Source organism: Nostoc sp. DedQUE08 (genome assembly GCF_034530895.1).
Taxonomy (GTDB): Bacteria; Cyanobacteriota; Cyanobacteriia; order Cyanobacteriales; family Nostocaceae; genus Nostoc.
On sequence record NZ_JAVRCD010000055.1, the window covers coordinates 19,082 to 32,841 of the forward strand.

Here is a 13,760-nt window from a genome sequence, read left to right on the forward strand (position 1 = left end):
GCGTAAGTCTTGAAGACAAGGATATAAAAGTGGTTCAAACTAGTCTAAATCCTCATCTAGCTCCAGCTTCTGAAAATGAACCAAGTTACGGGCAAATGTTTGCCGTATTTGTGCGAAGATTTCCTTGGTTCTTAGCAGTATTAATTAGTTCTATTGCTATTGCCAGCATAGTAACTGTAAAAACAAAGCCTACTTATAAAAGTTCTATGCAATTGCTAGTAGAACCTAACTATCAAGGTAAAACGGAAGGTGGCGCGGGGGTAGACAATCAGTTTACTGACTCTAACGTGGTCATAGATACTGCCACTCAGCTTAACTTGATGCAAGGTTCGGGACTCATCCAAAAAGCAGTTGATAAACTTCAGTCTAATTATCCAGATATAACTTCAGCGGAAATTAAAGCTTCTTTGGTCTTAACTCAAATCAGGAGCAAAGAAGATAATGTCGCTACAAAAATATTTCAAGTTGAATATACTGCTGGAGATCCTGAAAAAACCCAAAAAGTTTTGGATGCAATTCGACAAGTTTATCTGGAATATAACAAACAACAACAGACTTCGCGTTTACAAAAAGGTCTACAAATCATCAGGGAACAGTTAAGTAAAGCTAGTGAAGAAGTAAACGCATCTGAGACAAATTTACAAAGATTTCGTAGAAATCAGAACTTAATCGATCCAGAGTCACAGGCCAAAGCGATTGAAACAGCTTTGAATAATCTTTCCCAAGAAAGACAGACAACTCGCGCTCAGTATGGAGAAGCTTTAGCACGCCAAAAATCTTTAGAAGAACAACTTAATCGTTCTCCCCAAAATGCTCTAGTTGCTTCTCGTTTGAGTCAGTCTACTCGCTATCAAGGCTTACTAAACGAAATCCAAAAAAGCGAATTGGCACTAGCACAAGAACGCTTACGCTTTACAGATCAAACTCCGAGCGTGCAAAAACTGAAAGAACAGCTTCAGGGCCAGAAGGAATTATTGCAACAAGAGGTAGGAAGAACTTTAGGCGGAAAATCTGCTGGTGCATTCACGAATGGAGACTCTCTTCTCGAAAAAGGACAGCTGGGCCAAATCGATCTCAGCCTTGCTGGCCAGTTAGTAGAAACGCAGACAACTATAGTTGCTTTAACTGCTCGCGACCAAACTTTGGCTCAGAAAGAAAACGAGCTACGTTTGGAAATCAAACGCTTCCCGCCTCTGTTGGCTTATTACAATCGGATGCTACCGCAGCTGCAATTTAGCCGTGAAAGGTTAGAGCAGCTTTTAAGAGCAGAACAACAATTGCGACAAGAACTTTCCAAGGGTGGGTTTAATTGGGAAGTGGTGGAAGATCCCCAAAAAGGCGCACAATTAGGCCCCAATCTCCAACAGAATTTGCTGTTAGGTGCTGTGGTTGGCTTAATGTTAGGAGGCATTGCTGCCTTTCTTCGCGAATCGGCTGATGATGCAGTTCACACCACTGCTGAATTAGAGAAGCAAATGGCCATGCCGTTGTTGGGAACAACTCCCAAGTTACCGCCGGCCAAACCCAGAGAATCAATGATCAAGTTGCCTTTTGGCAAGCCAGAAGTTCTCGCCCCCTGGACGATTCAGGTATTGCAATCTCCACCGCGTTGGGAATCGCTGGATCTGATTTACAAAAACATTGAACTTTTAAATACTGTTACTAATTTAAAATCTTTGATGATTACCTCGGCTTTAGCCGATGAGGGTAAATCAGCTTTGGCGTTGGGTTTGGCAATGAGTGCTGCTCGTTTACACAAAAGGGTACTGCTGATTGATGCCAACTTACGCGATCCCAGTTTGCACCATCAACTGAATCTTCCTAATGAGCAGGGACTTTCAACTTTATTGGCGAGTGATACAACTCTACCCAACCAAATTAGTCTTCAATACTCAGGTTCCGCCTACATCGATATTTTGACCGCTGGCCCCAAACCTAACGACCCAGCTAATCTGTTGAGTTCCCCGCGGATGATCCAATTAATGACAGCATTTGAGGAAAACTATGATTTGGTTCTGATAGATGCTCCCCCAGTTCTCGGTTTGGTGGATGCCATGCTTACCGCATCTTCTTGTCGTAGCGTGATTATGGTGGCAAGCATTGGTATTGTGACGCGAAGTCAGCTTAATCAAGCGACAGCTATGCTGAGTAAGTTAAATCTAATTGGGGTTGTAGCTAACGGGGTATCAAATAGTAGTAATTACGTACCCAATATCAAACAACAGCAATTGGCTCTGCGTCAAGCTGTAGAAAAGTAACTAGTACGGCTAGATGATAAATCCCCGACTTCTTAGAGAAGTCGGGGATTTTGCGTTTTGGATTTTTTCTCGTTTTTAGCCTCTGGCTAGAACCAGATTTTAGATATTGTCTCATTGTCTGGTTCCCAGTCTCCGACTGGGAATGCCGTCCTAGAGGCTTTGCCTCAAGACTTGCGGCAGAGCCGCAATGATGTGCATTTCCAGCCAGAGGCTGGAAACGAGGTTTGAAAAGGGTTTTAGCTTAAGTTGACAACAATGGGAAAAACCAGCCCTAACAACCAGAGGGTCAGAAGCCTTGTCCAACGCTGTCTCCCCCCTACACCCTTCTTTTTCACAGCAATGATTCGTGAATTGCCTCTACGTTTTGATGAACCAAATTGAATTTTGTCGCTATCGGGAAGAATTCAGTATATTTATGCTATCTTTATGAATTTTCAGAGAAATCACTGACTCTTTAAAGAATAAATAAAGAAGTTATTTGAGCGATCGCTATTTCTACAGAGTCTTATATTCTAGAGATTAAAGCACCTTCATAAAGGCTAGAAGACAAGAGCAGACTGGTTTTTAAATCTATCGAGACAATGAACACCTCAGCGTAATTAAACGTAGATATAGATTCATGGGTAATTTCCCTCTACACTTCTCTACTGTCAGTAGTTTCCGGAAAATCAAGATTTGTCCATGAATGTTAATAGTAGCAGTCCTAAATCATTTGTGAAATATTTTTGGAGTTGGCTGTCATTAGTCATTAGTCATTTGTCCTTTGTCCTTTCTTATTTGCAATTACGTAGACGCGCCAGCGGCTTCCCGCAGGGTAGGACAAATGACCAAGGACGACCATAACAAAAATTTTCACAATTTCATTTAGGATTGCTACCTATGTAATTAGTATCTGTCTAATTTGTAAATCTCTACACCAGCAGAATTCTACGCAATATGTGCTTGGCTGAATGGCAAATACTATAGCATATTTTTGCCGTCAATTCTCTCCAACTTTTTGGACTTACAACAAGATTCGGATTTGGGTCTTTGGCATTGATAGCCTTTGATAACGCCTCAGTAATTCACTTTTGTATAAACCCAAAGACATTATGACAACTTCAATAATTCCAACTTTAGAGAATTTATATGATGTAACCCAGTCACACCAAGATAATCGTGGGTACTGCACACTCCTGTGGCGGCGGGGTAAGCTGTTGGTGAAGCCGCTTGGAGGAGTGAAACAACCATACCTGGCTTCATTAGATAATAAGCGATCGCTAGTAGAATGCTTACAACATTCTCCAGTAAGTTTGGTCAGCATAGATCCAAAATTGGGTGAGACTTTGCTCAAATTTTGGGCAGATGCATGTGAAGCAGCTCAAAAACCAATATTCCTAAGCATACCTGCTGGCAATAAATTACCTAACCAACCTTTCAGACAATTGCACCGAGTAATTGATTGGATTGCTACTTTCGTATTGCTGCTATTAGTAAGTCCAGTCATGTTGGGATTAATTGTATTAATGCAGGTTTACTCGCCAGGGCCACTTTTTTGTCATGAATGGCGTGTTGGGGAACGAGGTAAACTCTTTCAAGCAAGGAGTTTTTGCACCCACAATAACACACCGCTAGAGCGTTGGATGGGTAAATACAATCTCGACAATCTGCCACAGTTATTTAACGTGCTACGGGGTGACATGAGTTTAACCGGATCTCGTTGTTGGACTTTGGAAGATGCAGTACAGGTAAATAAATTACCAGAAATTACAGCTTCCTGGGAAGTAGAGGCACAGTCTCACCCCATACAGTTCGGTTAAAGCGACAAAGGAAAAAGGTGAATTCAAACCTTTACCCCTTACCCTTTGCCCTTTTCCCAAACCACAACGGATATCAAAAGTGCTGATCCGAACCGCATTATAGTCTCATCTGTTACATCTGGATAGCCAAACTCTGTAATTTATCGGTGCGATAATTGATGATTTCATTTATGGCACCGAGGCTCAAAAAAATTCTTTATGTAGCATCCGGTTCTAGGTAATTAGTTTTCCAAACGCGATAAATCGCATCTTTACATCAGGGTTTTATTGCTCATTCTGAACTCTGTATCTATCTATAGAGGTCTATCTACCTTGCCAAACTATTATGATAAAATCCATGAATTTCCAGCTTCCTCAACCACTCAGTAATCTGCTCAAAGCTAGCAGCTTTTGGCAGGACAACTATTTGATATTGCGAGAATTTAAACACTTTCGCAAAATTGCAATTTTAGCTCTGATATTCTCAATTTTGGCGGCAACTTTTGAAGGTGTAAGTATTGGTTTTTTACTTTCATTTTTGCAAAGTTTAACTAGTCCCAACGCTCAACCTGTCCAAACAGGAATAGAATGGTTCGATCTTTGGATTTTGGGAGCCAAGACATCAGCAATTAATCGTTTGTATCGGGTATCTTTGCTGATTTTATTGAGTACTTGGTTACGTGCCACCTTCAATTATTTTTCTCAAGTTTATACTGAATTATCTCAACTACATCTTGCCGATCGCTTACGCAAGCAAATTTTTGAACAGTTACAATCATTATCGCTAAGTTACTTCAGCAAAACTCGCTCTGGCGAACTAATTAACACAATTACTACAGAGATTGAAAGGATAAGACAAGGTTTTAGTGGCGGAGCTTTTTTAGTAACTAGAGGATTAACAACCTTTGTTTACTTAATATCAATGTTTTTAATTTCATGGCAATTGACGATAATATCAGCATTGTTATTTACCCTTTTAGGTGTAGGGTTGTCAAATCTAAATGCTAGAGTCAGAGAATCAAGTTTTGGCATGACAACTGCTAATGCTAATTTTACATCAACAGCCATAGAATTTATTAATGGCATTCGCACTGTTCATTCCTGTGGTACTCAAGAATTTGAGCGTCAGCGTTACTACAAAGCTAGCGATAAGGTAATAAGTAGTACAACAAAGGTTGTATTTACCTGGACACTTGTGAAGCCAATTGCCGAAGGAGTAGCTACTACAGTATTGATCGGAATGATTATTTTGGCATTCACTAGTCTTGTCACTAATGGAACGCTACAAGTTGCTTCTTTGCTAACCTTTTTCTTTGTACTCTTTCGCTTTATCCCATTTGTTCAAGATATTAATGGCACGAGAGCATATCTTAGCACTTTACATGGTTCAGCAGACAATATTAAAAATCTGTTGACAAGTGATGAAAAATATTACTTTCAAAATGGCAGAGTTAAGTTTCAGGGATTAAAGAGGTCAATAGATTTAGTATCTGTGGATTTTGGCTATGATGATGAAAATTTAGTGCTGCATAATATTACCCTGACGATTGAAAAGGGAAAAATGACAGCGTTAGTCGGAGCATCTGGTGCTGGTAAAACAACTCTTGCTGATTTAATTCCTCGATTTTATAATGCTACAGATGGATATATTTACATTGATGAAATCGAAATCCGGCAGTTTGAAATTAACTCTCTCCGTCGCAAAATAGCTGTTGTCAGTCAAGATACTTTTATCTTCAATACTAATGTTTGGCAAAATATTGCTTACGGGACTCCAGAGGCGACAAATGAGGAAATTCAAGAAGCAGCTAAACTAGCAAATGCATTAGAATTTATTTTGGAAATGCCTGAAGGTTTTGATACCCAATTAGGAGATCGCGGTGTTAGGTTATCTGGAGGACAAAGACAGAGAATTGCGATTGCACGAGCTTTACTACGGAACCCAGAAATTTTAATTTTGGATGAAGCAACTAGCGCCTTAGATTCGCTATCTGAGCGCTTAATTCAAGATTCATTAGAAAAGCTATCTGTTGGTAAAACAGTAATTGCGATCGCTCACCGTCTTTCTACTATTTCTAAAGCAGATAAAGTTGTAGTTTTAGAACAGGGACGGATAGTAGAGCAAGGTAAGTATCAAGAACTATTGGAACTAAAAGGTAAGCTTTGGAAATATCATCAAATGCAGTATGAACTAAGGCAGCCAGATTAGAAACAACATCTAATTACCAAAGTCATTACAACATATTCATCGGCTGTATATCTTTACAGCCGTCAATCACTAATATGTATCAATAATTTTGCCAAAATAATAGTCAAATAATAAGATTTTAAACACTTATTATTTTTATGGATAAGTTATTAAAGTTCGTCCTATATACTTAAAAATCATAGAAAATATGTCCCAGGAAATCTTTGACAAAGACCTAATCTATCAATGCTCAAGTTTCGGTGTCGGTGGGAGTGGAGGTGTTGAAACTTATTTAGCTTCTCTGTTTGAACATCGGCCACCTGATGTTAGCGATCGCGTGTTAAAATCGCTTAAAAATATCGATCAAAGTCAGTTCAAACTGCTACACATCCACAGTGCAGATTTGCTATTACAGCTTACAGGCGAATGTCCTGCTATCTTCAGCGTTCATAATCACTCATTTTACTGCCCTAGCGGCACAAAGTATTTAGCAGAACAACGGACAATCTGCGATCGCAACTTCTCTTACTTAGGATGTACCTGGGGTAAATTAGCAGATAAATGTGGTAGCCGTAGACCTTTAAGAACTCTTAGAGAACTTCAAACTACTCATCAGTTTTTAGATGTCTTGAAAAGGCTAAAAATTACTTTCATTGCGAATAGCGAATATGTGCGCCAAGAGTTAATTAAAAACGGTGTATCTCCCGAACAAGTTATAACGCTACATTGTGGAATCTCTATACCAGAAACAGCAAGTTCACCCCTAAGCTTGGAAGTACATCAAAATCATCGAATTTTGTTTGCTGGACGAATTGTTTCTGATAAAGGTCTGGAATGGTTACTCAAAACCTTAATACATACAGATCCAAAAATTCAACTTGATATTGCAGGTGAAGGTTGGGAACGACCACGGTTAGAAAAATTAGCAAGCACACTCGGATTGAATCAACGAATCACTTGGCATGGTTGGTGCGATTCAGATAAATTAGATAAACTTTATCAACAGTGTTTTGCAGTCATCTTTCCTAGTGTTTGGCCTGAACCTGCTGGTCTTGTAACTCTAGAAGCATACTCTCGTTGTCGTCCTGTAATTGGTAGTGCAGTCGGAGGGATTCCAGAACATTTACAAGATGGAGAAACGGGTATTCTTGTTCCAAGCAATAATATCCAAAAACTGGCTGATGCTATTAATGAATTGTATAGAGATTATCAAAAAAGCCGATACATGGGTGAGCAAGGTCATACTTTATTGATGAAGGAATTTACAATGGCTGCTCATGTAAATAATCTCCAAACAATTTATGCAAAAACAATAGCTGAATTTCCTTCCCAAGCGAACAAACTATATAGTATCTCTTCAGTTCAAGAAGCTGAATTTGTTAAAAATATCAAATAGTGCATCTTTTACTTAGAAAATATCAAGGGAGAAAAATATGTCATTACATCAAGAATGTCAACAACCTTTAGTCAGCGTTGTTATCCCCACCTATAATCGACCAGACTATCTCAAGCAAGCGATCGCAAGTGCAATAAAACAAACTTATCAAAATATTGAAATTATTATTTCTGATAATTGTAGTTCCGAAAATCCCCAAGCAATTGTCGCATCTTTTGGTGATTCACGTATCAAATTTTGGCAGCATCCGCAAAATATGGGAATGTTAGCTAATCAGCAGTATGGCTTTAAAATGGCGCAAGGTAAATATGTTGCTAGTCTACATGACGATGATATTTGGCATGAAGACTTTTTAGCAAAGCTTGTACCACCACTAGAAGCCAATTCTGATTTGATTCTCGCTTTTTCTGACCAATACATTATAGATGCTAATGGCATAATTAATCATACTGGTACTGAAGAAAACACACGCGCTTACAAGCGAGATAAACTAGCAAAAGGAATTTATAAACCTTTTTTCAAAATTGGATTGGTAGATAAAAGTATACCTACTGCTGCATCTTGTGTAATTCGCAATAATTTGGTGGATTGGTATAATATTCCTTCAGAAGTTGGTGGAATGTGGGATTTATATTTAACCTATCTATTTTGTATATCTGGTTATGGTGCTTACTATTGTCCTGAAAAATTGACGCGATATCGCGCCCATGAGCAAACTGATACTATGCTCAGTGGTAGTCGAGATGTGCAAGCAAAAATTCGTAAAGCTAAAAGCGAAATGTTTTGCTATCAAGTATTTATGGAAGACCCTCGGTTACAGGAATTTAGAACTCATTTTCAGCAGAAATGGTTAGAAGCTAATACTACTTTGGGAATTGGTTTGCTACGAAGCGAACAGATAGCCGCAGCACGCCCTTATTTTTGGCAAGCGCTGAATCAACAAAAATTTAATGTGCGAACTATGGCAGCACTTAGTCTTAGTTTTACGCCGCGATTTTTAACAAGTAAGTTAATCGGGGTATCGAAATAATATCTCAATATCTCTGAGTTGAGGAATTTATTTGTTAAAAAGACCTCTTGCATAAGTCGAATAGACCCCACCCCCCTTAATCCCCCCTTATAAAGGGGGGAAACTTGAAATCTTGTCCCCTCCCCAATACATACGGGGAGGGTTGGGGAGGGGTAATTCAAGGATTTTATCCTTAAGGAAATAGTGTATGAAACTTTGTATTGTTACTCATAAAATAAAAAAAGGTGATGGTCAAGGACGGGTAAACTATGAGGTTGCTAAGGAAGCAATTTGTCGCGGTCATCACTTGATATTATTAGCTAGTGAAGTCGCACCAGAACTAGAAGAAAATAGCCAAGTTAATTGGGTTAAAATTCCAGTCAAAGGCTATCCTACAGAATTTGTGCGTAATTTCATCTTTGCCCAAAAAAGTGCAGATTGGTTACGTAAACATCGCTCTGACATTGATTTAGTTAAAGTCAATGGAGCAATTAATCTGGCCGCGGCTGATGTGAATGCTGTACATTTTGTCCACAGTTCATGGTTGCGATCGCCTGTTCATATTTCTCGCAACCGCCGCGATTTATATGGTTTTTACCAATGGCTATTTACGGCTTTTAATGCCCGTTGGGAAAAACAAGCTTTCCAAAAAGCGCAGGTTGTGGTGGCTGTATCTGAAAAGGTAGCCCAAGAATTAGTCAACATTGGTGTACCGCGTTCTCGAATTAAAGTAATTGTCAATGGTGTAGACCTAGAAGAGTTTACCCCTGGCCCAAGCAATCGCCAAAAATTAGGTTTACCGGAGAATGTCACCCTAGCCCTGTTCGCTGGAGACATCCGCACACCCAGAAAGAATTTAGATACAGTCTTACACGCCTTGGTGAAAGTTCCCGATTTACATCTGGCGGTGGTAGGTCATATCGAAGGTAGTCCCTTCCCACAACTAGCGGCTTCTTTGGGGTTAAGTGGACGCGTGCATTTTGTCGGATTTCGCCGCGATATCCCCGAAATTATGCGGTCAGTAGATTTATTTATTTTTCCTTCCCGATATGAAGCTTGTAGCCTCGTATTGTTAGAAGCACTTTCTTCAGGACTACCAGTAATTACTGCCACAGCTACCGGGGGTGCAGAGTTGGTGACACCAGAATGTGGCATCGTTTTAACCGACTCAAATGATATCGAAGCTTTAGCTGTGGCGATGATGTCCTTGGTAAGTGTAGATATGCTCATGCAGCAAATGAGTCAAGCTGCTCGTTCTGTGGCAGAACAACACAGCTGGACTACTATGGCACAAACTTATGTGGATTTATTCGAGGAGTTAAGCAAGAATGCGGAACACCGTTCTGATACCGACTTATCGCCGTCCACAAGACCTCTCACGCTGCCTTTTGGCGCTACAGGAGCAAACTAAACCAGTCGATCAGGTGATAGTGGTTGTCCGCGATACGGATGCAGAAACTTGGCAATTTCTGGCTCAATACACAGCGCACAACTTGCCACTGCATCCCGTGAAAGTGACACAACCGGGGGTAGTAGCAGCTCTCAACGCCGGATTGGCAGCAGTGGAGGGCGATATTGTTTCCATTACTGATGATGATGCCGCACCTCACCCGGATTGGTTAGAGCGGATTGCGGCTTACTTTACCTGCGATCGTCGCCTCGGCGGACTGGGAGGGCGTGATTGGATATACCACGGCAGCAAATTAGAAGATGAGTCCCGCCCAGTAGTGGGACAGTTGCAGTGGTTTGGGCGAGTCATTGGCAACCATCACCTGGGAGTGGGAGAACCCCGCGAAGTCGATATTCTCAAGGGCGTGAACATGAGTTTTCGTACCCAAGCTATCGGACAACTGCGCTTTGACGAGCGGATGCGCGGTACTGGAGCGCAGGTACACTTTGAAATGGCATTCACCCTGGCATTAAAACGGGCTGGTTGGAAGATCATTTACGATCCTCGCGTTGCTGTAGATCATTTTCCGGCACAACGTTTTGATGAAGATCAGCGAAATAATTTTAATGAAATTGCCTTTATTAATTTAGTCCATAATGAAACCTTAGTTTTACTAGAGCATTTGTCATTTTTCCGCCGGATTGCATTTTTGTTCTGGGCAGTATTTGTGGGTACGTGCGATAGTTTGGGCTTAGTACAATGGCTGAGATTTTTACCTACCCAAGGGCAGTTGGCAGGGAAAAAGTTATTAGCATCTTGGCGTGGACGTTGGCAGGGATATAAACAATTCGTAATTCGTAATTCGTAATTCGTAATTTGTCATTTGTCATTTGTCATTCGTCATTGTAGATTGATTATTTCATTTTGAATTCTTTTGAAGCCATTGGGTTTACTTATGCGTAAATCTAAAATCCAAAATCTAAAATTGAATGAATTCTAAGCAGATACTTTTCAATAGTTTTTTACAAGAAAACTATTCTCCCGAAGAGCGATCGCTACAGGGTTGGATGGCGATCGCAGGCTTTATATTACTAACTGTAGTTTGCTATTTTGGTGGTGTTACTGCCGGATTGCGCCTAATTTTCCCAGCGACAGCTTTAGTAGTAGCCTTATTTTTATACTTGCGGCATCCCATTCTCTACATTGGCTTTACCTGGTGGATTTGGTTTCTCACACCCTTAGCGACTCGCTTAGTTGATTATCGAGTGGGTTGGGATGCTAGCCGTCAAATGCTGATAGCACCCTACTTAGTGGTGTTTATAACTATAGCAACATTCTTGCGACATTTTCCCCGCGCTTCTCGCCAAGGGGGTTTGCCGTTTGTTTTGGCTTTTATCGGAGTTTTCTATGGCTTTCTCATCGGTCTAATTTACAACCCACCTATCCCTGTAGCACGCGGATTGATGGATTGGCTCAGTCCGGTTATTTTCGCTTTTCACTTATTTATTAACTGGCGAGATTATCCCAGCTATCGTCAGAACATTCAACGAACATTTCTCTGGTCTGTGTTGATTTTAGGAACTTATGGCGTATATCAATTTGTGGTAGCTCCTGAGTGGGATAGGTACTGGCTCATACAATCAAAATTATTCATGAGTTCTGGAAACCCTGTACCTTTCGGGATGCGCGTCTGGAGTACATTACACTCAGTCGGCCCCTTTGGTTCTGTTATGCAGGCTGGGTTACTGTTATTATTCACCGGTTCAGGAAGCTTAATTTTTCCGGCTTCGGCTGTTGGTTATTTATCTTTTCTATTAACACAAGCACGTACTAATTGGGGAGGCTGGTTATTTGGAATAATTATGATTATGGGTTCAGTCAAAGCCAAAATTCAAATGCGCTTAATTACCATAATTGCGATCATGGCTATTTGTGTTGTGCCATTAACAACTATCGAACCAATTGCTGGAGTAGTAGCAGCACGTTTTGAAACTTTTTCTAATATTCAAGAAGATGGCAGCTTTAAAGATAGATCGGGAACTTACGACAGAAATCTTGGTTTAGCCCTTTCTAATGGTCTAGGTAACGGCTTAGGAAATATTTGGAAAGTCAACGAAAAAACTGGTCAAATTGAAGTAGTAGTAATTGATAGTGGCATTTTAGATATGTTTTTCACCCTTGGTTGGTTTGGAGGCATATTTTATATGGGTGGATTAATCTTTTTGATTATTACTGTTAGCAGTTATGGTGAAGGTCGTTTTGATAGTTTTGTCAGTGCTGCCCGCGCCATTGGGATCAGTTCTGCTTCACAGTTAGTTATCGGTAGCGGCATGTTGAGCGTCTCAGGAATGATTCTTTGGGGATTTTTAGCTATGGCTATGGCAGGACATAAGTACTATAGCAATCCTCAGATGTTCTCCAATATTCCTAACTTCTCTAAGAAATCGAGAATCTCATAAATCTTATCACTTAAATAGGACTTTTATAGATTATGAAAGTAATTATTGTTATGCCACTGGCCGAGCAACGAGGCGGTGGTGAAATGATGCTTTGGGATTTGGTGCAACAGGGACGTAATGCTGGTGTTGAGTGGCTGGTGATATTTTTAGAAAACGGCCCGATGGTGGAACAAGTAAAGTCTCTTGGTATTGATGCGCGAGTTGTAGAAAGTGGACGTTTACGCCAAATCCACCGTTTTATTGGCGCTGTTTTGCGGATTGCTGCGATCGCCCGCCGCGAACGTGCAGATATAATTGTCAATTGGATGTGGATCGTGCATATATCGGGAGGTTTGGCGGCAATGTTGGCGGGCTTGCCTGCTGTGTGGTATCAACTAGAAGTACCTAGCGATAAAACTTGGTTGGTACGAATCGCTACTTTAATCCCAGCGCGGGCAATTATCACTCTTTCGCAAGATGGCAAGCAAGCACAGGCAGAGATTTGGCCCCACAGACCAACACCTTTGGTTTATCCTGGTGTCGCATTAGACCGATTTGAGCCGAATGCTTTACCAACTCCTGAAGAAGCACGGCGAAAATTAGGCTTACCCTTACACGGGCCGTTGATTGGAATTGTGGGACGATTGCAACGATGGAAGGGAATGCACGTATTGGTGCAAGCAATGCCCAAAATTTTACAGAAGTATCCCGATGCCCATTGTGTGGTGGTTGGCGGTAAGCACGATTTAGAACCAGATTATGAGGACTTCTTAAAAGCCGAAATCGCCGCTTTGGGCTTGAAAGACCAAGTAATTATGGCTGGACTACAGCGTAATATCCCGGAATGGGTGCAGGCGATGGATGTATTTGTTCATGCATCAGATAATGAGCCATTTGGGATTGTGATTATTGAGGCAATGGCATTGGGTAAACCTGTAATTGCTGGCAGTGCAGGCGGCCCGACAGAAATTATTACCGATGGCATGAATGGACTATTAACACCTTACGGCGATGCGGATAAATTAGCGATCGCAATTCTCCGCTATCTTGACGAGCAAGAATTTGCCCAAAGTGCGGGAGTTGCTGCTAGACAACGCGCCCTCGATTTTTCAACACAGAATTATGCCCAAAATTTTATTAGTGCAATTCGTTCTGCAATGCCTAGCCCTCTATCACAAAAGTTTTGAGAGGTTTGTAAGCTAAAACACATCTAATTTGTAGATGATAATTTTCTCAACATCTTGTGGGGTGGGCATCTTGCCCGCCCTGATTATACAACTTGAATGTTGATTAGCTTAGTAAG

At 40.8% G+C, this 13,760-nt stretch carries 9 protein-coding genes; all 9 read left to right on the forward strand.

The features are described 5' to 3' along the window. Nucleotides 1-29: 29 nt before the first annotated feature. The 9 genes from RMY64_RS28275 (at nucleotide 30) to RMY64_RS28315 (ending at nucleotide 13,644) form a co-directional block, all read left to right on the forward strand. The gene (locus RMY64_RS28275) at nucleotides 30-2,258 is read left to right on the forward strand and encodes a polysaccharide biosynthesis tyrosine autokinase (RefSeq protein ID WP_322673810.1); all 2,229 of its coding nucleotides are present in this window, start codon (nucleotides 30-32) and stop codon (nucleotides 2,256-2,258) included. A gap of 1,091 nt (nucleotides 2,259-3,349) precedes the next feature. Continuing rightward, nucleotides 3,350-4,057 (forward strand): heterocyst development glycosyltransferase HepC, encoded by a 708-nt coding sequence (gene hepC, locus RMY64_RS28280; protein WP_322701727.1) that lies wholly within the window; start codon nucleotides 3,350-3,352, stop codon nucleotides 4,055-4,057. 337 nt (nucleotides 4,058-4,394) lie between these two features. Further along, on the forward strand, nucleotides 4,395-6,245 hold the full coding sequence (hepA, locus tag RMY64_RS28285; RefSeq protein WP_322701728.1) for a heterocyst formation ABC transporter subunit HepA: 1,851 nt from the start codon (nucleotides 4,395-4,397) through the stop codon (nucleotides 6,243-6,245). Nucleotides 6,246-6,432: 187 nt separating this feature from the next. Then, the gene (locus RMY64_RS28290) at nucleotides 6,433-7,620 is read left to right on the forward strand and encodes a glycosyltransferase family 4 protein (protein WP_322683740.1); all 1,188 of its coding nucleotides are present in this window, start codon (nucleotides 6,433-6,435) and stop codon (nucleotides 7,618-7,620) included. Nucleotides 7,621-7,657: 37 nt separating this feature from the next. Further along, nucleotides 7,658-8,650 (forward strand): glycosyltransferase family 2 protein, encoded by a 993-nt coding sequence (locus RMY64_RS28295; RefSeq protein ID WP_322673814.1) that lies wholly within the window; start codon nucleotides 7,658-7,660, stop codon nucleotides 8,648-8,650. A gap of 187 nt (nucleotides 8,651-8,837) precedes the next feature. Next, nucleotides 8,838-10,040, forward strand: a complete 1,203-nt coding sequence (locus tag RMY64_RS28300) for a glycosyltransferase family 4 protein (RefSeq protein ID WP_322683741.1) — start codon at nucleotides 8,838-8,840, stop codon at nucleotides 10,038-10,040. Beyond that, nucleotides 9,958-10,887, forward strand: a complete 930-nt coding sequence (locus RMY64_RS28305) for a glycosyltransferase family 2 protein (RefSeq protein WP_322683742.1) — start codon at nucleotides 9,958-9,960, stop codon at nucleotides 10,885-10,887. Before RMY64_RS28300 ends, RMY64_RS28305 begins: the two co-directional genes overlap by 83 nt. Nucleotides 10,888-11,008: 121 nt before the next feature. Then, on the forward strand, nucleotides 11,009-12,478 hold the full coding sequence (locus tag RMY64_RS28310) for an O-antigen ligase domain-containing protein (protein ID WP_322701729.1): 1,470 nt from the start codon (nucleotides 11,009-11,011) through the stop codon (nucleotides 12,476-12,478). Nucleotides 12,479-12,510: 32 nt separating this feature from the next. Then, nucleotides 12,511-13,644, forward strand: coding sequence for a glycosyltransferase family 4 protein (locus RMY64_RS28315; protein WP_322701730.1), 1,134 nt, complete (start codon nucleotides 12,511-12,513; stop codon nucleotides 13,642-13,644). Nucleotides 13,645-13,760: the final 116 nt, after the last annotated feature.

Coding starts and splice junctions, on each gene's coding strand:
- hepC (WP_322701727.1), top strand. CDS start 3,350: ATGACAACTTCAATAATTCCAACTTTAGAGAATTTATATGATGTAACC.
- hepA (WP_322701728.1), top strand. CDS start 4,395: ATGAATTTCCAGCTTCCTCAACCACTCAGTAATCTGCTCAAAGCTAGC.
- RMY64_RS28290 (WP_322683740.1), top strand. CDS start 6,433: ATGTCCCAGGAAATCTTTGACAAAGACCTAATCTATCAATGCTCAAGT.
- RMY64_RS28295 (WP_322673814.1), top strand. CDS start 7,658: ATGTCATTACATCAAGAATGTCAACAACCTTTAGTCAGCGTTGTTATC.
- RMY64_RS28300 (WP_322683741.1), top strand. CDS start 8,838: ATGAAACTTTGTATTGTTACTCATAAAATAAAAAAAGGTGATGGTCAA.
- RMY64_RS28305 (WP_322683742.1), top strand. CDS start 9,958: ATGCGGAACACCGTTCTGATACCGACTTATCGCCGTCCACAAGACCTC.
- RMY64_RS28310 (WP_322701729.1), top strand. CDS start 11,009: ATGAATTCTAAGCAGATACTTTTCAATAGTTTTTTACAAGAAAACTAT.
- RMY64_RS28315 (WP_322701730.1), top strand. CDS start 12,511: ATGAAAGTAATTATTGTTATGCCACTGGCCGAGCAACGAGGCGGTGGT.